Source organism: Acetilactobacillus jinshanensis, from assembly GCF_004359375.1.
GTDB classification, from domain to species: domain Bacteria; phylum Bacillota; class Bacilli; order Lactobacillales; family Lactobacillaceae; genus Acetilactobacillus; species Acetilactobacillus jinshanensis.
This window is the reverse complement of the sequence record NZ_CP034726.1, coordinates 54,374-76,991: the sequence shown is the minus strand read 5'-3', so window position 1 is coordinate 76,991 and position 22,618 is coordinate 54,374. Positions and strand designations below refer to the sequence as shown.

Annotated in this window: 20 protein-coding genes and 1 riboswitch; of the genes, 9 read left to right on the top strand and 11 right to left on the bottom strand. The window is 41.3% G+C overall.

The genetic code is table 11. The features are described from left to right. Positions 1–19: 19 nt before the first annotated feature. Complete coding sequence (locus tag ELX58_RS00365; protein WP_133441211.1) at positions 20–481, bottom strand: hypothetical protein; 462 nt, start codon at positions 479–481, stop codon at positions 20–22. A 26-nt stretch (positions 482–507) separates the two neighbouring features. Further along, a complete protein-coding gene (locus tag ELX58_RS00360; protein ID WP_133441210.1) occupies positions 508–1,827 on the bottom strand; it encodes a hypothetical protein in 1,320 nt (439 codons plus the stop codon). A 176-nt stretch (positions 1,828–2,003) separates the two neighbouring features. Between ELX58_RS00360 and ELX58_RS00355 the strand changes: the two genes are divergently transcribed. Next, the gene (locus tag ELX58_RS00355; protein WP_133441209.1) at positions 2,004–3,245 is read left to right on the top strand and encodes a hypothetical protein; all 1,242 of its coding nucleotides are present in this window, start codon (positions 2,004–2,006) and stop codon (positions 3,243–3,245) included. A gap of 84 nt (positions 3,246–3,329) precedes the next feature. Here the strand turns inward: ELX58_RS00355 and ELX58_RS00350 are convergent, their stop codons facing one another. After that, positions 3,330–5,129 carry a hypothetical protein gene (locus tag ELX58_RS00350; RefSeq protein WP_133441208.1) on the bottom strand — a complete coding sequence of 600 codons (1,800 nt, stop codon included), beginning with the start codon at positions 5,127–5,129 and terminating at the stop codon, positions 3,330–3,332. A gap of 419 nt (positions 5,130–5,548) precedes the next feature. Here ELX58_RS00350 and ELX58_RS00345 point away from each other — a divergent pair, with 419 nt between their 5' ends. Next, a complete protein-coding gene (locus tag ELX58_RS00345) occupies positions 5,549–6,940 on the top strand; it encodes an APC family permease (RefSeq protein WP_133441207.1) in 1,392 nt (463 codons plus the stop codon). 157 nt (positions 6,941–7,097) lie between these two features. Here ELX58_RS00345 and ELX58_RS00340 read toward each other — a convergent pair whose 3' ends face one another. Further along, positions 7,098–7,724 (bottom strand): C40 family peptidase, encoded by a 627-nt coding sequence (locus ELX58_RS00340; protein ID WP_236747681.1) that lies wholly within the window; start codon positions 7,722–7,724, stop codon positions 7,098–7,100. 266 nt (positions 7,725–7,990) lie between these two features. Between ELX58_RS00340 and ELX58_RS00335 the strand changes: the two genes are divergently transcribed. Continuing rightward, positions 7,991–9,205 (top strand): DUF3290 family protein, encoded by a 1,215-nt coding sequence (locus tag ELX58_RS00335; RefSeq protein ID WP_133441206.1) that lies wholly within the window; start codon positions 7,991–7,993, stop codon positions 9,203–9,205. A 153-nt stretch (positions 9,206–9,358) separates the two neighbouring features. Here the strand turns inward: ELX58_RS00335 and ELX58_RS00330 are convergent, their stop codons facing one another. From ELX58_RS00330 to trhA, 7 genes are all read right to left on the bottom strand, one after another. Further along, on the bottom strand, positions 9,359–10,114 hold the full coding sequence (locus tag ELX58_RS00330) for a C39 family peptidase (protein WP_133441205.1): 756 nt from the start codon (positions 10,112–10,114) through the stop codon (positions 9,359–9,361). A gap of 106 nt (positions 10,115–10,220) precedes the next feature. Then, positions 10,221–10,973, bottom strand: coding sequence for a hypothetical protein (locus ELX58_RS07790; protein WP_162614574.1), 753 nt, complete (start codon positions 10,971–10,973; stop codon positions 10,221–10,223). Positions 10,974–11,052: 79 nt separating this feature from the next. Continuing rightward, positions 11,053–11,631, bottom strand: a complete 579-nt coding sequence (locus ELX58_RS00320; protein WP_133441204.1) for an ECF transporter S component — start codon at positions 11,629–11,631, stop codon at positions 11,053–11,055. Positions 11,632–11,675: 44 nt separating this feature from the next. Then, positions 11,676–11,798, bottom strand: a riboswitch (FMN riboswitch). 36 nt (positions 11,799–11,834) lie between these two features. Next, the gene (locus tag ELX58_RS00315) at positions 11,835–12,437 is read right to left on the bottom strand and encodes a nitroreductase family protein (protein WP_133441203.1); all 603 of its coding nucleotides are present in this window, start codon (positions 12,435–12,437) and stop codon (positions 11,835–11,837) included. An 89-nt stretch (positions 12,438–12,526) separates the two neighbouring features. Then, positions 12,527–13,657, bottom strand: coding sequence for a glycerate kinase family protein (locus tag ELX58_RS00310; RefSeq protein ID WP_133441202.1), 1,131 nt, complete (start codon positions 13,655–13,657; stop codon positions 12,527–12,529). A 29-nt stretch (positions 13,658–13,686) separates the two neighbouring features. Then, on the bottom strand, positions 13,687–14,742 hold the full coding sequence (locus ELX58_RS00305; RefSeq protein WP_162614573.1) for a hypothetical protein: 1,056 nt from the start codon (positions 14,740–14,742) through the stop codon (positions 13,687–13,689). A 77-nt stretch (positions 14,743–14,819) separates the two neighbouring features. Then, positions 14,820–15,455 (bottom strand): PAQR family membrane homeostasis protein TrhA, encoded by a 636-nt coding sequence (trhA, locus tag ELX58_RS00300; RefSeq protein WP_133441200.1) that lies wholly within the window; start codon positions 15,453–15,455, stop codon positions 14,820–14,822. A gap of 161 nt (positions 15,456–15,616) precedes the next feature. Here trhA and ELX58_RS00295 point away from each other — a divergent pair, with 161 nt between their 5' ends. The 6 genes from ELX58_RS00295 (at position 15,617) to ELX58_RS00270 (ending at position 22,587) form a co-directional block, all read left to right on the top strand. Further along, the gene (locus tag ELX58_RS00295) at positions 15,617–16,393 is read left to right on the top strand and encodes a hypothetical protein (protein WP_133441199.1); all 777 of its coding nucleotides are present in this window, start codon (positions 15,617–15,619) and stop codon (positions 16,391–16,393) included. Positions 16,394–16,611: 218 nt separating this feature from the next. Beyond that, positions 16,612–17,049: a MarR family winged helix-turn-helix transcriptional regulator gene (locus ELX58_RS00290; RefSeq protein WP_133441198.1), complete on the top strand. Its 438-nt coding sequence runs from the start codon at positions 16,612–16,614 to the stop codon at positions 17,047–17,049. Positions 17,050–17,087: 38 nt separating this feature from the next. Continuing rightward, positions 17,088–17,729, top strand: coding sequence for an NAD(P)H-binding protein (locus tag ELX58_RS00285; RefSeq protein ID WP_133441197.1), 642 nt, complete (start codon positions 17,088–17,090; stop codon positions 17,727–17,729). A 193-nt stretch (positions 17,730–17,922) separates the two neighbouring features. Continuing rightward, entirely contained in the window at positions 17,923–19,269 is a 1,347-nt protein-coding gene (locus ELX58_RS00280) for an amino acid permease (protein WP_418621005.1), read from the top strand. A 111-nt stretch (positions 19,270–19,380) separates the two neighbouring features. Next, entirely contained in the window at positions 19,381–20,820 is a 1,440-nt protein-coding gene (locus tag ELX58_RS00275) for an APC family permease (protein ID WP_174919233.1), read from the top strand. A gap of 285 nt (positions 20,821–21,105) precedes the next feature. Beyond that, positions 21,106–22,587 (top strand): APC family permease, encoded by a 1,482-nt coding sequence (locus ELX58_RS00270; protein ID WP_133441195.1) that lies wholly within the window; start codon positions 21,106–21,108, stop codon positions 22,585–22,587. The last annotated feature ends 31 nt before the right edge of the window (positions 22,588–22,618 follow it).

Here is a 22,618-nt window from a genome sequence, read left to right as displayed (position 1 = left end):
CGGGATCACATCAAGTTTTTTACCACGGAATTGATGGACCGCATTTTATGTAGAAAAGATGCATCATACGACAAAGACCGTAAAGTAATAGTAATATCCAGAATCCAATACTGATTAACATCCCAATTCGGAACCACTGACTGGGTTGATACTGCAATGAGAAGCGATTTTGTCCGGCCTTTAATGGTAACAGCATTGCGCCAACTTGATTAATCCGTGGATTAACCACATGATGATTGAGAACTACTCTAGTATGAGCGTATTTAGCAAATGGTACGGTCTTCATTTGGTCACGTGATGAATTCAAAGTGATGATCTCTTTGCCGTGACCAATGATGTGCCAATGGAAATGGACTTTCTGCATCTTCTGTAAGTAAAATAAATTATACCGATAGTACGGTTTAATATCTGCGTTATATTGACGGATATGTTGATAATTTATACTAGTCGGTAAGTAATCAGGAACGGCGTTACTTACCATATTCAGGAACAGGCCTGGATTATCAATTAGTAAGCTTCTTGTAACCGCTTTGGGTTACGCTTGGCCGTTCGATGCATATTGGTCCAGTGAATCACTTTACTACTGTGATAGGCCTGGATCTCAGTTTGATAAGTTGTGTTGTTCATTAACCCAATTCCGCCAATGAAGAACAACAACATAATCATTGAAGCAAGCCATTTAAAACTCAAGCCGGCTCCGTGTCTCGGAATTGATTTAGATAAAATAATACCTAGAGTTAAATAGATCAGAATTAAACCAATCGGTAAAAAGCGTCTTGGAAATTGGATTAGGGAGCATATGGCACCTGCGTAATGGCTAACGAAAGCCCACGGGAACCATCCCGAAGATAACCAAATAAAGAATAGTCCAAATAACATATAAATATTAATGACATAATTTAGGTGACGAACCTTGAGAAGCCATAGAATTAAGGCAACCACGAGTAATAATGCGCCACAAAAGCCGAGCAAACTCGGTGTCTGTGAAAACTTCAACCATGGATAGACATTCATAATTGAATTACTGGGTCGATCTCCTAAATGCTGACCTGGAAATGTCGGCACGATGTGATGCAGATTAGACCCAAAAACTTCAATGATACTGGCCCATTCGTTAAAGGATAATAGAATGGTTAATAGTCCGGCTTCCAGAACGTGCCTGATCAGACGAATCTTATGATTGGACACAATAACGCCAATCAAGACACACGGGATTACGAACGTCATCGATAAGACAAACGTCATTAAATGAACTTCAACAACTATTACGATCACTAACGCAAATTTAACGGGACTAATATCCTTTTCATGCAGCATTTCCGACATCATCAGGACAATTAATGGAACTAACGAGGCGGCAAATCCCGAAAATTCCTGCAAGAAGATAAAATTATATAGAGGATTGGATAACATGTAAATGACGCCAATCAGGAAACTGATGGATTGCTTAACGTGCCAGTAACGGCATAGGTGATACATCGTGCCACCGGCTAACGTTAGTGCAAGCATAAAGATACAGATTTCCCAGTTATACCAACTTTTAGTTAATAATAAAATTAATCCACTAATGTAACCACCCACGGGACCGTATAAGGCGTTCACAATTCTGGCGTTATGATGCCAGCTAAATAATGACAAAAAGTAGCTGAAGTGTCCTGTCTTAATCTGCATCGCTGTTTCGTAAGTTCGTGACATATGAAAGTAGTAATCCATCCCGCTAATAAAAGAATGAGTGTAGATTTGCGGTGATAACATACATAGTGCAGCAATTACGATCAGTAAATATGGAATGATTTTCTTGGCCCCAGTTTTAAATTTAATGTTCAATTTCTAATTGCCTTCGTTCTCAATCACAAATTAATTCCACCTAATTATAGGAACGTATCCTTAGGTTTGTCCAGGATCACCAAGTCAAATTGTAATGTCAAGAATTTTGACTATACTAAGAATTGTTTAATTCAATTACTAATATAAATCCCATTTGAGAAAGGTGTATCAATTCCATGTCCAAAAATTTAAAACGGGTTCTATTAATTGGCGCCGGTGTTTTAGCAGGCTTGTCATTATCGATGGTATCCCCGAAAGCCGCAACGATTAACCAGCGTGGTAATGCTTTGACTTCTTATATTAAATCCTCACATTTTAATTTTGTTAAGAATGCTCACTACGTTGAACCAGATAACTACTCTGATAATTATAATCAGAACACTAATCCAGACCGAACTTTTAAAGCCACTGGTGGTAATTACAAAGTTAATTACAGCGCTTATGCTCAATTAGATGACCAAAACGGTAATTATAATCCACAAAGCGTTGCCATTGATAAAGATGGTACTACTTATGTATCTTACCGAGTCGGACCGACTAAAGTTCAGATCGCTAGATACCCAAGTATTAATAACGTTAGTGACGGAATGCTAAATAACGTTAAATATGGTCCTGTCTTTAATGGTGGTCATGGTCAGGCCATGGCATTGAACCCGAAGAACGGTCAGTTATGGTTACTGTATAATCCAGATGGTTCAGCCTCAAGTACTAAACTTTTCGAAATTAGTAAGTCTAGTCTAAAACCAATCAATACCGTTAAATTTCACATGAGTCCTTATCCCATGGGTGATACTTTAGCATTCGATAAGAATGGTAATGCCTACATGTGCATCCGAACCTTTGGTGGTGCCGCTCCAGTTGGTAGTCTAAAGTTATTCAAAGGTAAGATTACTCCGCATTCTGTCAATTTCAAGATGGTCCAGGGATTACGTTATGCACCTGGTGCTATCATGCAGAACATGAGCTACAATCCATCTAATAACCGCATTTACTTCATCACCGATGGTGAAATCATGTCAGTACCAGCTAACCACTACTCTCACTTAAAGCCAAGTGACGTTCGTGCTGATGAGTTAAGTGATCACTACGAATTCGAAGACTTAGCATTCCACGATGGTAAAGGCTACCTATTAGTTCATTATCCATCCGAATTAATGGTCAGCAACAACCACGTTAGCCAGTCCAGCAAGGTACCCAAAAGAGTCGCTAAAAAAGCTAACAAGAAAGCTACTAAGAAGCACGCCCGCAAAAACGCTAAGAAAGTTTCTGCAAAACAGAATCGTAAATCCACTAAGAAGACGACTAAGCACAGCAATAAGAATAATCACAAAAAGGTAACTAAGCGTAACAATAAACGTAACGCTAAGAAGTCCGTTAAGAAAGCTGTTCGTCGTCATGATCGCAAGAACCGTAAATAATTAAGTCAACCTTTCAATTAATCTAATCAAAATAAAATGACGTTAATCCAAATGGATTAACGTCATTTTTGTATCTAAAGGGATTTACCAGAGATGTTTTTTGACGATCTCAAGGCCAATGTTTACAAGGAACATCAACCAGACGACGATGCTGATCCACGTCATAACTCGATATGAAGTCGACGGTATATACTTAAACTTCATAACGTTATGACCAGTTCGCGGTTTAACATTGATTGCACCAACTTGGGTCAAGCGATAATGACTTAACAGTTTACCGTTCATCATGACTTGGGTATGCGCATACTTAACGAACGGCACGATAATCCGGCGTGACGACTTTCGATTAAACGAAATGGTCATGACGTGGTGGGCTAGATGATGATGATACGATAATTTATTTAAGATCACCTGCTTATAGTAACGATTGTACGCATTAATCTTATGATATTGTGCATCAGTTTTAATTCTCTGCGTGGTTGGCATATAATCAGGCGTCGTCTTAGTGACTAACTGGAAATAACGACCTGGATTACCACCCCGTAAACTCTGTTTCAATTTCTTCGGTTGTGGTTTCTTACCCTTAGTCAGCCAACCGTCAGCGGTTGCGGTGTGAAAAGCACTCCCAAAATAACTGGCGACGGTCTGTTGACGATACAAAAACTGAGCTTCATACTGAGTATTTTGCCAAGCATGAATGACGAACATCCCTAAGATAACGAACAGGATAAAGGTCAGAAAATATTGGTTATGCGCATGGTGCTGCAACTTAGTCAACAGGACACCCAACATCAGGCAAAATGCTGATAAAGCAACTGGCAAGAAGCGCTTTGGGAATTGAAGATCAGTATCTAGAATTGGGAGATGCTGCTGAATTAAGGGCCACGGAATCAAACGTGACGATAAGACCAGAAAGCCGATCCCTAAAATGATCATGATAAAGTTTAGCTGCACATTTAAATACCGCATATCTAATAGGTAGAGAAACAAAGTAATCAGTAGGAGCACGGTTGCGGATAATCCCAATAAAAACAGGTTCTGATGAATTGAGAATTGATGATTATAGAAAACGGTACTCCACATGTTCTGGAAGAAATTCGGAACGGAGTACGTCGGAATGATCTTACTGTGGTTGGACCCAATGACTTCGATGATCCCACCCCAGACGTTGAACGAAAGAATCGTAGTCATGAAAAGCACTTTAATGGCTTTCCATGTCAATGCGCTTCGGTGGTCATTGATTATCAAACTTACAATATAGCAAAGGCCCAGTACCAATAGTCCCAGTAGTAATGAGAAGACGTGAATTTCAGCTAGAATGACCAGTAATAAAACTAACTTCCAATTCTTAAAGTCATTATGATTTAAAATCTTGGAACCAAAGTACAGGATCCACGGCATAAAGGCGGCGCCGACCCCGTCGTACTGAGAATTCATCCAGAACGCCATTATCGGGAACGTGAATATGTATAAACAACCGATTAAGGTACTATAGATTCGGGTGACGTGCCAGTAACGGCATAGTTGGTACATTGAGACACCAGAAATCATAAAGATGATGAAGAACATCGCAATTTCCCAGCGAAACCAGCTACCAGTTATTAATAGTAGTAAGCCACTGAAGTAGCCCCCAAGTGGACCATACACAGCGTTAACGATTCGCAAACTATGGTAGAAACCGAAAGCTGACAGAAAATAACTGAAGTTACCGGCTTTCAGTTGACGATATGTATCATACGTAACCGACATGTGGAAAAACGAATCGATTCCGTTGATGAAGAAATGATGTGTCATTTGAAAAAACAAAATTGAGATGACCATTAAGATCAGAACTATGTATGGCAAACAATTCTCCAGATGACGTTTGGTAATTCGACTGATCATTTATTATCCATCCCTCTTGCAAGATCTCGAATTCAGAGAACAAGTAAATTCTACCATCATTCCTAGTATGGCGACGACTTTAAGATTTGAAGCGTCAAATATTGACATATCAGGTCAGTATTATATAATGTTTCATGAATAATACTTATAGGAGTCTTTATCCATGTTTATGTTCACATCTGTCGAACAATTAAATATGCAGATGGCATCTATTATTGCCATTTCAATTATTGCCATTATTATTATTGCGATTTTGGCTTTAACTGAAATGGCTGCTGGATAGAGATTTTTATCCATGCAGCCGGATAAATACGCGCTGCGTGGATCTGCCGTTAATAAATTGTGACTAAAAACGAGTCCTCACAGCGCAATCGCTGTGAGGATTTTTTGTTGTCTATGTTTATTGAGGAGTGAGTACAATGTCACATAGTCGTAAGATTAATGTTGTCGAAGCCTTCGCCCTTTCGTTAGCGACGATGGCCCCAACTGGTTCAATGGCCGGAAACACTGGACCGGGTGCTAAGTTTGCTGGGGTTAACTTACCGATCGCTTTCTTGATTGCTGCGGTCGCAATGCTACTGGTTGCCGTTGGTTTCTGTGAGATGTCGAAGCACATTTCAGCTGCTGGTTCTGTTTATGCATATAACAGAGCATCACTTGGTGAAAACTGGGGCTTCGTTTCCGGCTGGGTCATGCAATTAGGTTACACCGTTATGGGTGTTGCCATGTGTGCCCTATCCGGGACCTATGCTTCATTAATTCTTAAGAATTTAGGCGTCAGCGTTTCACCAATGCTAATCGGTTTCTTATTAGTTCTCTTAATGTGGTTCATTCTTAGTCATGGAATAAAATTAACCAGTAACTTCTCGTTAGTTACTGAATCAATCGCCTTGACGATTTTAATCGTTCTTAGTGTTACCGTCTTAGCTAAAGGCGGTGGCAATGGTGGCGTTAACTTAAAGCCATTCGTACCAACCGTTGGTGCTTCTGGCATCACCCAAGGTGTTGTTTACACCGTTCTTTGCTTCGTTGGTTTTGAAGTTGCCTGTACAGTTGCTACCCGTACCAAGAACCCGAAGCGTGCAATTCCATTAGCTCTGTTACTTACCATCCTTGGTGGTATGGTAATTTTCGTTTTTGTTAGTTATGCCGTTGTCATCGGCTTTGGTACTAACGACGTTGCTGAATTAGCTAAATCATCAGCACCATTAAACGTTTTGGCAGCTCGATTCATCAGCCCCGCAATGGCCGTTTTAGTTGACTTCGCTATTTTCTTAAGTACTTTTGGTGCCGCCGTTTGTGTTACTAATGGTGCTTCATACATGTACTACGCCATGGGTCAACAGGGTTACTTACCAAAGACCTTAGGTAAATTTAACTATTCTCATAACGCACCTAGTCATGCTGTCCACATGGTTTGTGGTTTAGACGTTCTATTATACATGTTGGCCGACTTTACTAAAGGTAATGCCAATACATATCTTTACTACATTACTTTAGGTGCCGTTTGCATGATCGCTATTTACATGATCGGCTGTGTTGGCTCATTCGTATTCTTTAAGAAGCACGCTGAATTCAAGCATTCATTCTTAAAGCATGACCTGGCACCAGTTGTCGGCTTCGTTGTCTTAGCATTTCCATTATTATCAAACTTCTATCCAGTTCCCGCATTTCCGTTAAACTTCTTCCCATACTTCGTTCTAGCATGGGCTGCCTGCGGTTACTGGATGAGTCGCCATCACGTCAAGAAAGCTCATCTTCAGAAGGTTAATGATAATTCAAACGCTAATAATAATGAGGCTGCGAATTGACGCATTAATTCAATTAAATAATCAAGCATATCATTACAAATAACCTGTTGCATGGTAAGAAATTGCAGTAGGTTATTTTTTATACGCAAAAAGACCGTTCCGACATTTATCGAAACGACCTTTTTTACTTATTAAATTAATTTTACTAGGAGTAAGTTTAACGTAAGTTAGCTGGACGAGACATACCAACTAAATGCCACCATGGGGCCTTAACGTTTTCAATTACGACACCACGTAACTGGGCATCGATCATCTTACCGTGACCAATGTACATACCAACGTGGGTAATGTTACGACGACTGGAACCAAAGAATACTAAGTCACCGGCCTTACCATGACGGTAAGATACATGCTTGTAATTATAGTACTGGTCACCAGCTAAACGAGGTAAAGTCTTGTGTAAAGCATGCTGATAAACGTATTTAGTAAAACCTGAGCAGTCGAATACGTGAGGACCATTACCGCCCCATACGTAACGATCACCTAATTTAGATTTAGCGATCTTGAAGATGCGGTTGAACTGTTTGGATTGAGGCTGCTGAACATTTTGGTTCTGGTTCTTGTTAACCTTTTTGAACTGATGATTAGTAACCTGAGCACCATTATCATTGTACTTAGCGGCACGATCCTGTTTATTATTCCGATTATAGTTAACCGATACTTTGGAATTGTTAGAAGCGGCGTTAACGTGACTAGCGTTTGCTGATAAGGAAACCGCAAGTAAAGCGACCACCATTAAGATGATCATCATTGTTTTGCGCGCGACACTTTTACTAACATTCATAACAAATAACTCCTTTAATTTAATAAATTTGTTTTTAAGATTTAAATTCATGATTAACATGTATCCTGATGAGTTCTCCTCATCAATCGACATTTTATATATTAAAGATTAAATGCTACCAGACTGATACAGGGACATTGCAGGAATGTTAAAGAATACCGCGTTTTGAAGCATAGCCTTAACATAAGTCGACTAAGCCCCCGTACAATAGCTTGTGGAAATCGCGGATTTAGCATAAAATTAATGCATAAGAAGGAAAAATTTTTATGAATTTATATTCGTACGGCTATTTAACCCATAATTCAGGGATCTTAGATGACTTTTTCATCTTTATCGGAATTATGATCGGAATCACCATTTTAGTATCAGGTTTTAAATACGCTCGGAACCGAACCAACCTCCGTTACCGAAACGTCCTGATAACAATGGTCCTCTTTGCGATCCTAATCATCTGCCTTGAAGTGGGCCGAATCCAAAACCAGCAGTCGTCACAGAGTCAGATCGGTCAGACGGCACAGATCATGCGAAACATCAGTAGTAAGGACCACATTCCGCTATCGAACATCTACACCAGTTCGACCACTCTGAATAACGGCATGACGATCAAGGCTGGTAAGCATTTCTACCAGGTCAATTTGAATAACAATGATAACAGTACCTATACGTTGTCACCAACGCACCCTATCAATCACCAGATGAATTATGTTCATCACGGTGGCCTTAACTTCAACCTTAATAATGGTAAGTATCTGAACATCGCTGTGAAACTACTAATCGGTTTCGTAATGCTAGTTGTCCAGATCAACCTTGCCGGGAAGAGTAATCTGGCACCGTCTAACGCAATTGATCAGCTCCAAAACTACGTCTTAGGTGGTATCGTCGGTGGTGTGATCTATAACCAGGCCATTACGATCCTGCAGTTCATCATCATTATTTTGATTTGGTCAATCATCATCTTCGGTAGTAAGATTCTGATCACGCAGAGTGATTTCTTTAAGACGATCTTCATTGGTCGTCCTCACGTTCTGATTAACCACGGCTTGATCAACGTCAACGCAGCGTTAGCTAGTGGCATGTCGGCTAATGATCTAGTTTTTAAGCTCCGGAGTGCCGGTGTCAACGACTTTCAAAAGGTTAAGCGAGTTACGTTGGAACAGAATGGTCAATTAAGCATTAGCAGATATAATGACCCCACTAGCGTTAACTTCCCAATCATTACCGATGGAACGATTAACGATGACGTCTTAACACATATTCATAAGGACCGGAAATGGTTATTGAAATTACTAGAACTAAAGCATCATCAATTAAAGGATGTTTATTTGGGACAAATCATTAATGGTGATTTAGTATTAACGCTGTATCCGCAGCACAATAACCGAATCTTCAAATACTTACCAAGTCATCGAATTGATATTAGTAAATTCCTGAAAAATACCAAGGATCACTTAAAGAATACAAAACATCACTTTAGGATTTAGAAATTGAGACAAAAAGTATATCATATCTTATGACTTATTAAATGACGATGATGTGTTAAGAGTAGCGAAAGAATTAATGGGTAACCATAGTTATTGCCCAAACAAAAAGAGCTGGCTAAAAATTTAGTCAGCTCTTTTTGTATCTAGCTTAAATTATTTACCAATCGCAACCGCTCTTGGTCCACGAATTGGAGCATTAATGATATTCATAAACGCTTTTTCTGGTGTATTACCTGGACGGTTATACCATTGATCCGGATCAGTCCAGTAGAAACGATGATTACGATAGCCATAAATTAGCATTACTCGATCGGACCGATAGCCGTTGTACCCACGACGGTTTGTCCGAGTTCCAAATTGCATATGGTTACATCCTTCAAAGACTACCGGATACCCTTTTAAAATTGCCTGTCGAAACGCATTCGCAGACGCTTTTCGACCATATAAGCCATGACCATGCTTGTAGTAATCATCAATGATGTAACTCTTTTTGGCACCGTAACGTTGAGCAACTTTTAATAATGCTCGAGGATATAATGAAGCTCCAGTGCCTAATTTCCACGGATTCTTGGTATAACCCTTTTCCGGGTCCTTACTTCTTGGAATTGTACGGACAAATTGAGCTAGATTATAATGCTTTGCCAAGTCAAAATGATGCAAGGCCATCAAAAGTGAAGCCGCTTCGCAACCATCGTTTGCATTGCCACGGCCTTTTTGACTGATAAATTGGTAATGCATAAAACGACTATTTCTCGCATGATTATATTTCCGTGATTTATGACGATAAGTCTTTCTATAATTATTAGCAGCGCTAACGCTAGTCATCGAGAAATTTAAGCCAACAGCTACAAATATAGATAAACAAGCAACGACCAATAGACTGATTAGTCGCTTAGATTTATTTTGCATAAAATCAATCCCTAGAAATTACAAACAAAAATAAAAGTGCCAAAACCATTATATAGCCTTGGCACTTTATTCGTATCTTTAAAATTTCAATTCGTTAAAATGATATTTACTTAGCAGCGTTGTCAGAGGCCTTTTTAGCAGACTTCTTAGCACCTTTTTTAGCTAATTTCTTGCTACTCTTTTTAGTGGCTTTCTTATCAGCTTTTTTGGCTGATTTCTTGCCTAATTTCTGACTGCCTTTCTTAGCAGACTTCTTGTTAGACTTGTTAGCTAACTTTTTGCTACCTTTCTTGGCAGCTTTTTTAGCTGGCTTCTTAACGGCTTTCTTGTTGGCCTTTTTGGCTGACTTCTTGCTGCCTTTCTTAGCAGTCTTTTTGTTAGCTAATTTCTTGTTGCTCTTCTTGGCTGCCTTTTTACCAGCTTTCTTAGCTGATTTTTTGTTGCCTTTTTTGGCAGCTTTCTTACCAGCCTTTTTGGCTGACTTATTAACACCCTTTTTAGTGGCTTTCTTAAGAGTCTTTTTTGCGGACTTCTTAGGAGCTTTCTTGGATGATTTAGCGGCAGCCTTCTTAACGGCTTTCTTGCCAGCTTTAGAAGCTAACTTCTTACTGCTATTTTTGGCTGCCTTTTTACCAGCCTTTTTAGCTGATTTCTTGGCACTCTTCTTAACAGCCTTCTTAGCACCTTTAAGGTTCTTCTTAGTAGCTTTCTTATTAACTACTTTTTCGGTTTTGGCACCTTTAGTTGCGGTTGATTTAGCATTAGCATTAGTTAAACCAGCACTGCATACCATAGCACCTGCTAATAATGCAACAGAGGCACCTTTAGCTAACTTTTTTAATAATGATTTTTTACTCATTGAAAGACATCTCCTGATTAATTTTCGATTTTTATTGTACCGCATTCTTAACAAATTTTGTAGATGTCTTCCAGAAAAGTTAATAATTTCTTTGAAAGCGCTTCGATCTTTGTAAATATCGGTCGATAAATACGAACAATATTCCAACAACGGTTCCTTTAATCAAATTAAACGGGACAACCCCAAATTCAATCAACTTGGTGACCGGTAACTGAATCGTCATCCCAGCAATTTTCATGTACAACGGAATTGCACCTAGGTTAGTAATGGCCATAATCACCGTTAGATTAAGTGTCAACAACATGATCAACAGTAACTTCCGTGACCATGCGGGCTGGCGTCGGTACCAGCTAATTAATAACCCGACCGTTAACACCAGTGTCAGTGCTGAAATGAACATCAATGAGTCACCGATGATAGCTGGTAACGATAAGCCGCTCATCAATAGATGTAATAGTGTCGTCACTCCAGCAATTGACGCACCGGCACTGATTCCCAATACAACAGTGCCTACTAAAATCGGTAGATCACTGAGATCGAGCTTAAGGTACGGTACAATCGGAATCACGGGAAACGCAAACAACGTCAGGACGTAGGAAATTGCCGCTAAAATCGCAACTTGAATAATTTTGGTTAAGTGTTCAACTGTTAATGGCAAAACAAAAAGACCTCACTTTTCTCGCAAGGTCTACCTTTAGGGTTGATTATCTTCTTCTTACCAGACTTTAACTGTCGGTTCAGGAATCACACCTGATTAACCGTGCACTGCACGGGTCGCGGACTATCACCACCGGTCGGGGATCACACCCTGCCCTGAAGACAAACCTCTAATATATTATACGATTATATCTTATTAATTAGTTATTTAATGATCTTGAAACGCTTGTCATCTGGCATGAATGACTTCTTGCCAGCCGGAGCTTCGATGGAACCGATGTTCATCTGAGTACGTAACTTCCAACTCTTTGGTAAGTCAAAGGTCTTATGAACTTCGTCATCAATCAACGGGTTGTAATGCTGGATGTTAGCACCGATACCGTTTTCAGCTAAACCGGTCCATACGGCATACTGGGAATTCCCCTGGGCCTGTTCAGACCAGTCTTTAAAGTTAGCAGCGTAAGTCGGGAACTGCTTTTCAAACTTCTTAACGATGTCCATGTCAGTTAAGAATAAGATCGATGCATAAGCATTCTTAAACATGTTGATCTTACCAGCGGTACCCTTTTGGTAACGTTCCTTACCAATCTTGGCTTCTAAAGTGTTACCAACGATGTCCCATAACTTTTCGTGGTTCTTACCGAATAACATAACGACACGAGTCGTCTGGTTATTGAATGGGGACGGCGTCCATTTAACGGTTTCCTTAACGAAATTAAATAATTCGTCAGGGGTCTGTTTAACATTTTTGCCTAAAGCATAGATACTGCGGCGCATTTTTTCTAATTTAAGTAATTCTGTCTTCATAGGAATTTCCTCTTTGTTCTTGTTAATGTTAATTATTTTTAATGTTTAACATTGATCTCTTCCTATTGCTTACTTTTAGTAAGTTTACGCTACTTGATTAACCATGTCAAGTTTTCACTAACTTTTTGTAAGTTTTCTGGTCCAGTTGCCATAGCTTGCTTTAAACTCATGGCTCCAGGAATGATTGGTAAGACCGCATCAATCCCCTTTTTATAAAGTGGCTGGATGCCATTACCAACGTGACCACCTAAAGCAATTACTTTACAATCAGGACTAACTTTCTTAGCTAAATCGGCAACGCCAACGGGGACCTTACCGTACTGCGTTTGTGCATCAACGCTACCTTCACCGGTCATGACAACGTTGGTATTCCGCAGTTTACTTCGCAAGTCCGTTAATTTCATAACGACGTTGATCCCAGAGTCGAGCTGACAATTCGTAAAGGCCATTAGTCCAGCACCTAGACCACCGGCCGCACCAGATCCGGGCTGCTTTTCCACGTCTTTATGTAAGTCCCTTTTGATAACTTTAGCGTAATGCGATAAATTATAATTTAAGTGTTTAACCTCTGCTGAACTAGCGCCCTTTTGTGGGCCAAATACGGCTGCGGCACCATGAGGACCCGTTAACGGATTCGTAACGTCGCTGGCAATAATTATGGGGATCTGCTTTGCTTCAGGAATCATATGGCTTTCGTCAATTCTTACCAAGCGGTTAAGTTGATTACCACACGGTAAGATTGGATGACCAGTCGCATCCAGAAATCTAACCCCGAGTGCAGCAGCCATCCCAACGCCACCATCATTCGTGGCACTGCCACCGATCCCGAGGATGATCTTCTTAACGTGCCGCTTCATGGCGTCTTTTATCAAAATCCCGGTCCCGTACGTCGAGGTATCACCTGGATCAGATATCTTCGGGTCAATAAATTGAATTCCACTGGCCGCTGACATCTCCATAACGGCAACCTGACCGTTTTTAATCAAACCGTAACGGGTCTTGATCGATCGGTTTCGTGGATCACGAGTGTTAACCGTTACCCATTGACCATGAAGAGCATCCACTAATGCCTGGGTAGTGCCTTCACCACCGTCGGCCATCGGGACCTTTTTAATCACTGCTTGCGGATCAGCCTTCAGAATTCCCTTGGCCATTGCATCGGTAGCCTGTTTAGCGGTCATGCAGCCTTTAAAAGAATCGGGTGCTAAAACAAATTTCAAATCAAAGTCTCCTTGAAATTAATTAATCCTTAAAAAACATTAGTACTTCTCATAATTTCTTTCGGGTGGTTCATTAAGATATAGGCGTGACCAGAACGGTCAAAGGATAGCCCCTCGTATTCACGACGTTGTCTCAAAATGGTCTCTTTGACATCACGGGGTGATAGATGACCCAGTTTATTAACTGGAAGTGAAACGATGACGTCGTTTTCTTCAATATAGAGACGTTTCGTACGTGGACTGTAAGCTAATGCCTGCACTACGTTACCTGGTGAACGGCGAAGTCCTTGTGAAACATCACTGAATTTAACGTGGTGCCAATTAACATGACCCTGATGTAAGAGAATCATCCCAGGTCGATAATGTCCGCCAGCAGTACTTGGCCAGATCATATTTTCGTTATAAATATTATTATGATTATCAAAGGCCAGGCTATCACCCAGGTTATCATTCCGTTTTAGATTAAACCGAATCTGATGTTGCGGACGAAGTGATTTAAGGCTGATCTTTTCTAATGAGCCCCGGTGAATAGGGCCACCAAGATCATTCAACAACCATAACGACGGGCGACCCTTTGGATTATACGCAACAGCCTGGCCATGACCACCTTTAAAAGGTTTACCAACTTTGATCCGGTGATGTCGTAGGTCAACTTGAGCAATTCGAGTTAACTCACTATGGTGCTTTAACACCGGTTCATAGCCGTAACCGACGTATGCATAATGACCATCTGGAGTAACGTTCAATGACTGAACCAAGAAATTACCGCCGGCAGCGTCCGTCGGAATGAAATCCACCGTCTTAAACGTTGCTCGCGGACCGTAATCACTCTTTACGGTTTCTTTTCGATATTTAGGGCGACTAGCCCAGCTCAGCCGTTCGTTAACCCGTTTAATTCGATAGTTAACGGTTGGGTAGGGCTGAGTGTAATGGCGTCTAATTATTCGGTGACGAGGTCGATAATGACTTCGCTTCTTATTATGTCTAACGTTACGACTAACCCGAACCCGCGGATGTGAACGAATCGTTCGTTTACGCGCGTTAACCTGATTGATCGGGATTAGCATCCCAATTATTAAAAACATTGATAATATAACTAAAACGAATTTATGCCTTAACGTGTGGTCCAGCACAACCTATACGCATCCTTTTAATTGTAATTTCATACATAGAAATAAATCGAAAAGTACATCAGAGCGGTCCCTAGCATGACGAAGAGATGCCAGATCACATGACCGAACGGAATGCTTTTGATGCTGTAAATTACAGCACCGACCGTAAAGGTGACACCACCCAAGAAGAGTAGACCAAAGCCACGAAAACCAAGGCCATCCCAGAGTGGTTTAATCCCAATCAGACACATCCAGCCCATGATGACATATATAATGGTAGATAAGCGTCTAAAGTCACCGATCCAGATCGACTTATAGATGATGCCAAGCACCGTCATGAACCAGATCACACCAAAGATGGTCCAGCCTAATCCGCCTTTGATCGTAACTAGGCAGTATGGTGTATAAGTCGCAGCGATCAATAGATAGATCGAACAATGGTCAAAAATCTGAAAGACCTTTTCCGCCCGAGTAAAATACAGGCTATGAAATAGCGACGACATAATGTAGAAAATAATCAAAATCGATCCGTAGATCGCAAACGTGGTGACCCGCATCGCACCACCTTCATGAACGCCATGGACTAATAGACAGACTAGCCCGGCGATGCTTAAGGCTGCACCGATCCCGTGGGTGATCGAAGACAATGCTTCGTCTAAAATTGCGTAATGTGTGTCACGTACCATTCGAATTCCTTTCTTGTTCTTATTAAAATTATTTTATATCTAGTAACATTATATCCCAATCCCTTACCGGTTCTCATAATTAATATATGATTATGATATAATGGAGCCGATTTTACTATATTGATAATAATTCGATCAACATTATATAGGAGGTTTCCCACATGTGGGATTTAATCAAAAGGAACTTTAGTCAGCGTGCCAATCTTCTTTACTTCTTTAACGCGATCTTAATTTTATACATTATTGGGGTCGGTTTAGGTAGTCATTTCGTTCAGATTTTACCGCCAGTTAACTTCTTACCAACGTTAGGGACTGCATCCGATATCGTTACTGGTATGATCATTATCTTAGCGGCATTATCATTCTCAGGTAAAAAAGCACACCGCCAAATTGACGGTTATTTAGCAATCCACGTTTCTAAGCTGGACATCTTCTGGAGCAAAGTCATCACGTTAACGATCCAGTACGTTAATTTAATTTTAGTTGACGTGATCTTATCCGTGGTCGTTCAGCACTTTATGACGCCTGGTAAATACATTAACCGACGGACACTTCATGTAATGGCAATCGCCGTCGGTGCCAATGTTTTATACGTTTTCCTGTTAGCTTCAATTACGGTCCTGTTCAGTACCTTAATTAAAAACGAAGCCGGGACCATCGCAGCTGGCTTTGGCTTCCGTTTCTTAGGTACGGCGATCGCCGGAATCTTCATGATCCTGTTATACAGTCATCGTTGGTTAAAGTGGAACCCGTTCAACGCTCTGTTCGTTGGTGGATCCTACAGTCAAATCAACAACCCGATTTACCACGCCATGACCAAGATGTCGATGCCTAACGCTATCGGCAGCGCCATTATTTATGGTATTATCTACCTATTCTTTGCTTACCTGATTTTTTCACGCTACTATAAGCGCACTGAACACTCGTCAAAGAATTAAAGGAGATACTCAATCGTGAAAAAAGGATCCGAATCACCACTACAGCAACAAGCCGACAAAAGATTCCTGGGTCAGATCACTGGCCTGGAAGCACAACAAGCCCAAGAAGAGCACAAATCAGGCCTGCAAAAGCTCCTTAGTAAACTTAAGGATCTATTCTAAATCAGAAGTCGTTACTTCAATACTTCAATCCAGCATTTTGCAGAGGTCGTGTCAACATGGAATTAAGTAATATGCTATGCTTTCAACTTGCGAAGGCACATCAGTTTTTCAATCGTTTTTACAAGAAACCGCTCGATCGTTATCATTTAACCTACGTTCAATACATCGTCTTAATCGCCTTATGGAACGGTGACAATATCACTGTTAACCAACTCAGTAAACGGGTCGGCCTTAATAACGGAACTTTAACGCCGTTATTAAAACGCCTGCAGAAACACGGCTGGGTCACCCGAAACCGGGATCCGAAAGACGAACGAAAAGTCATTATCGGATTAACTAAATTGGGTAAAAGCAGACGTAGCCAGGTCCTTCATGACACCAGCACCTGCTTCGAAAACCTCGATTATGATAAAAAGGATTACGCTAACGCGATCCAATTGATCAAGAATATCGAATCACGCTTAAAAGTCGCAATTAAAAAGAATGCCAAATAAATGATTACAATTTACAATTAACTTGAAAGGTGATCATTATGACAAAAGTTGCAATTTTAGGTGCTGCTGGACAGGTTTCCGGTTACTTAATTAAAGATCTGTTAAAAAACACCCACGCTGATTTAAATCTGTTAGCCCGAAACGCTAAGCAACGACTTAACGTTACCGATCCAAAGCGTGAACACGTTTTTGACGGTGATTTCAATGATGAAAAGTCATTATTACCAGCCATTAAAGGTGCTGACTACGTCTACGTCGATAACATGAGCTCACCTAGTGCAACTAAGACGATCGTTAAAGCCATGGACGATGCCGGTACCAAGCGCATCATTTGTATGAACATCTTAGGTACCCGAAACGAAGTCCCTGGCAAGTTTGGTAAATGGAACGAAATGATGATCGGACCATCAATCCGTAAACACACCAAGACCGCCAAAATTATTGAAAATTCCGATTTAATCTACACCAACATGCGTGTTACCTGGTTATACAACAAAGACGGTGACACTAAGTACGAAGTTACCGCTCCAGGTGAACCGTTAAAGTCAGCCCAGATCACCCGTCAGGCGGTCGCTAAATTCGTCTGCGACTTAATCCAATGCGATAAGTCCAGCTACCAGTGTAAGAGCATCGGTCTAGGTGAACCAAATACCTACTTTGATAAGCCATCTTTCTATTAAAAGTTAGTAATTAAATAAACATTAAAGCCAATCTTTAGACTAAAGGTTGGCTTTTTTAATTTGCCTTTGACACTCCCCAACAGATGCGGTATTATATTTAATGTCGAAAGAGAGTGAACACATGTCCATTGGAAATAAACAAAACAAGTCATCGAAACATCTAAAACGTAAATTAGAACCGCGTCACATTCAAATGATCGCACTGGGCGGGACGATCGGTGTTGGTCTATTCATGGGTTCTGCTTCCACCATCAAGTGGACCGGACCTAGTGTACTGATCGCATACAGTATCGCCGGTGTTTTTCTTTATCTGATCATGCGAGCATTAGGTGAAATCATCTATGTTCATCCGGTTGAAGGTTCGTTTGCTCAATTCGCCAACATGTATATGCACCCAGTTTTCGGTTACTTAACCGCCTGGGCCAACATTTTCCAGTACGTCGTCGTTGGGATGAGTGAAGTTATCGCGATTGGGACTTACATGCATTTCTGGTGGCCGAACCTACCAGGCTGGATCCCCGGTTTGATTGCCATTCTCTTCCTGTGTGCCGCTAATCTGACTTCGGTTGGTGCCTTTGGTGAACTAGAATACTGGTTCGCCTTAATTAAGGTCGTTACCATTATCCTGATGTTAGTCGCTGGTTTCGGTTTAATCGTCTTTGGGATCGGTAATGGTATGCATCCCATCGGCATCAGCAACATCTGGAAATACGGTTTCTTCACCGGTGGTGTCAAAGGTTTCTTCTTCGCCCTCGCAATCGTCTTGGCTTCCTACCAAGGCATCGGCTTAGTTGGGGTTGCTGCTGGTGAAGCTGAAAATCCACGTCACACCTTAGTTAAAGCCGTTCAATCCACCGTTTACCGAATTTTAATTTTCTATATTGGTGCCATCTTCGTAATCGTTAGTATTTATCCATGGAATAAATTAAACGACATTGGCTCCCCATTCGTCGAAACCTTTGCTAAATTAGGCATTACCATCGCTGCCGGAATCATTAACTTCGTCGTTGTTACGGCCGCCTTATCAGGATCAAATTCCGGGATCTACAGTGCCAGTCGGATGTCTTACCTACTAGCCCGAAATCATGAATTACCAAGGTTTATGATGCGACTTAATAAGCACGGTGTTCCATGTGTTGCCGTTATCATGATTTCATTAGGCATCATGATGGGTGTCGTTTTAAACGTTGTTCTGCCGATCTTCTTCAAAGGTGCTAACGAAGTCTTCGTCATGGTCTACAGTTCAAGTGTTCTACCTGGGATGGTACCGTGGTTCGTTATTCTAATCAGTGAGATTATCTTCAGAAAGCGTTACGGTAAGAAGATCAAGTCCCATCCGTTCAGAATGCCGTTCTCACCATACTCTAACTACCTTACCCTAGCATTCTTAGTCGTCACGGTTGGTTTCATGTTCCTGAACAGCGAGACCCGAGTGCCGTTGATCATCGGTATGGCTTTCTTAATCATTATGACGATCGTTTACTTCGTCAAGTACAGTGATAAAGATAAAGAAGCTCCGAAGTTATTTAAGACCAAATAATATTGACAATTAACATGTGTTTATGCTTAAATTAAAGCTACCGAGTTAAGTTATATTAACTTAACTCGGCTTTTATTTTAATTTGTCAATCACTAAGGAGATGTTGTCCAGTTGGGCAACCTTATTAATAGAATGATGCGGAAAACGAATCCTGCCGTGTATTCAAAAAAGGATTCACATATGAAACGAACCCTACGAATTCGAGACTTTCTAGCTCTCGGAATCGGGACCATCGTTTCAACTGCGATCTTCACTTTACCTGGGATCGTCGCCGCTAAACATGCTGGCCCGGCCGTTTCAATTTCATTTATCATTGCCGCGGTTATCGCCGGCTTCTCAGCATTGGACTATGCTGAAATGGCTTCTGCCATGCCGTTCGCTGGATCTGCATTCTCGTGGATCAGCGTCCTGTTTGGTGAAGTCTGGGGCTGGATCGCCGGCTGGGCACTATTGGCTGAATACTTCATCGCTGGAGCCTTTATCTCGTCCGGGCTATCAACTAACTTGCAAGGGCTATTAAGTTCAATCGGTTTCAATCTCCCCAAGTTTATGGCTAGTTCCTTTGGAACCAAGGGCGGGATCTTTAATTTGATCGCAGCTCTAGCGGTTCTGATCGTATTTAGTGTGCTGCACCATAGTACTAAAGGGACTGCCAAGATCGAAAACGTCTTAGTGATTGCTAAGATCATCGTGATCGCACTCTTTATTATCGTTGGGATCACCGCTGTTCATGCTCAAAACTACGTCCCGTTCGTACCGGCACACCACGTCAATCCGGATGGTTCTAACTTTGGTGGCATCAGCGGAATCCTTGCCGGTGTCAGTATGATCTTTATTTCATATTTAGGTTTTGATACCTTAGCAGCTAACTCTGCTGAAGCCAAAGACCCGAAACGAACGATGCCAACCGCAATTATCGGTTCATTAGTCATCGCCAGTGCCATGTTCATTATGGTCTCCTTAGTGTTAGTCGGGATGTTCCCTTATCAAAAATACGCTGGTAACGCTCAACCCGTTGGCTGGGCATTACGTGCCAGTCACCACGTTTTAACCGCTAATGTAATTGAAGGTGTCGCCACCATTTGTATGTTCAGTGCTTTAATCGGTGCTATGATGGCCGGTTCTCGACTGATCTATTCATTTGGCCGTGACGGTATGTTACCGAAGTGGTTAGGTCACATTACTAAACGTGGTTTACCGGAAAACGCTTTGTTACTAGTCACCATCTCCAGTATTGTGGTTGGTTCCGTATTACCATTTACGTTCATTACTCAATTGGTATCTGCTGGAACCTTAATCGCCTTTATGTTCGTTGCCTTAGCAATGTTCACCCTTCGTCATCGTGAAGGTAAAGACATTAACGAACCCGACTTTAAAGTCCCATTCTATCCCGTAACACCAATCCTAGCGTTTATCGGAACGTTAATCGTCTTCTGGAATCTGGACAGCGCCGCCAAAATTTATACGGTCGGTTGGTTCGTTCTAGGCATGATCGTGTACTTCTGTTACGGAATTCGGCATGAAGAACACGCTAAACAAGCTAAAAAATAACTTTTAATTTTAAAACTAATCAAAGTGTCCTGTTTTCAGGACACTTTTTTGTATGTCAAGTGTTTTAACATAGGCCTTTTGACAAGTTAAGCATTATTCCCTATACTTGTACGTATACCTAGAAAGGGGAGGTCAATCACGATTTATACTCAACATAAATGCTATCTAATAAGAATGAGACCGCCCGAACCGGCTACTAATTTAATTCTGGCTTAATCTTATTACGATTTTGCGTAACCTTTGTTGACATAACAAACCAATTAAATTAGAAAGCTGATTTATCTTATGACTCTTTGGAAACGAATTAACCAAAAAGTTAACCCCGCGATCTATAAACAAAAAGATTCGCATTTAAACAAAACGTTAACCACAACCGATCTGCTGGCACTAGGAATTGGAACCTTAATTTCAATTTCTATTTTTACTTTACCGGGGATCGTTGCTGCTGAACATACTGGTCCGGCCGTCGTTATCTCGTTCATTATCGATGCGGTGGCCGCTGGACTGGTCGCTATGAATTATTCCGAAATGGCTTCCGCAATGCCATTTACCGGTGCCGGCTATTCCTGGATCAACGTTCTATTCGGCCACTTCTGGGGCTGGATCGTCGGCTGGGCTCTACTAGCCGAATTCTTTATCTCAATTGCCTTCCAAGCCTCAGGGATTTCCAGTAACCTCCAAGGTCTATTGGATTCTGCTGGTTTAGTCATTCCAAAACGGTTAGCTAACCCAATCGGTGTTAAAGGCGGCTACGTCGACATCATTTCGTTAATCGTCATCATCCTGGTTTCTTGGTTAGTATCACGTGGTGATACCCAGACCAGCCGAGTTGAAAATGCCTTGGTCGTTCTTAAAGTCTTAGCCGTCGTTATCTTCGTATTAGTTGGTATGAGTGCTGTTCACACAGCTAACTACCATCCGTTCATCCCAGCTCATCAGATCGGCACCCGATTCGGTGGCTGGCAAGGAATTTACGCCGGAACTTCAATGCTATTCATTTCGTACACCGGTTTCGGTACCGTTGCCGCGAACGCTGGTGAAGCTAAGAACCCTAAGAAATCAGTTCCGTTCGCCATTACCGGCGCGATTGCCGCCGCTGCGGTAATGTTCATTGCCGTTTCGTTAGTCTTAGTCGGCATGTTCCCGTACAAGATGTACGCTAACAACTCTGAACCAGTTGGCTGGGCATTACGTCATATGGCTACTAACCATCCTGCTCTATTGTTCGCAACCGCTGACTTCGTTCAAGGAATCGCTGTATTAGGCATGTTTACCGCCCTAATCAGTTTCATCCTGGCCAGTTCTCGTCTTCTGTACTCGTTCGGCCGTGATGGCATGGTACCGTCATTCTTCGGTAAGATTAACAAGAAGCGTTTACCAAACAATTCCCTATTCACCGTTACCTGTGGTGGGGTTCTCTTAGGCGCCCTGTTATCGTTCCAAACGTTATCACAGGTTATTTCCGCCGGAACGTTAGTTGCCTTTATGATCGTATCATTAGGAATCTATGCCTTACGTCATCGTGAAGGTAAAGACTTACCAAAGCCACAGTTTAAAGTTCCGTTCTACCCAATCGAACCTGCATTTGCCTTTCTAGTTACGTTAATCGTCTTCTTAGGCTTAAGTAGTATCGCTAAGATCTATGCCATCTGCTGGTTCATTCTTGGTATGATCGTTTACTTCTCATACAGTATGAAGCACTCTAAGATCAACGCAGCTAAGGTTACGGCCGCTAATACCAAGACCATCGATGAGAGTCGTAAATAACTTAAGGATTTAATTAACCTCAAAATAAAAA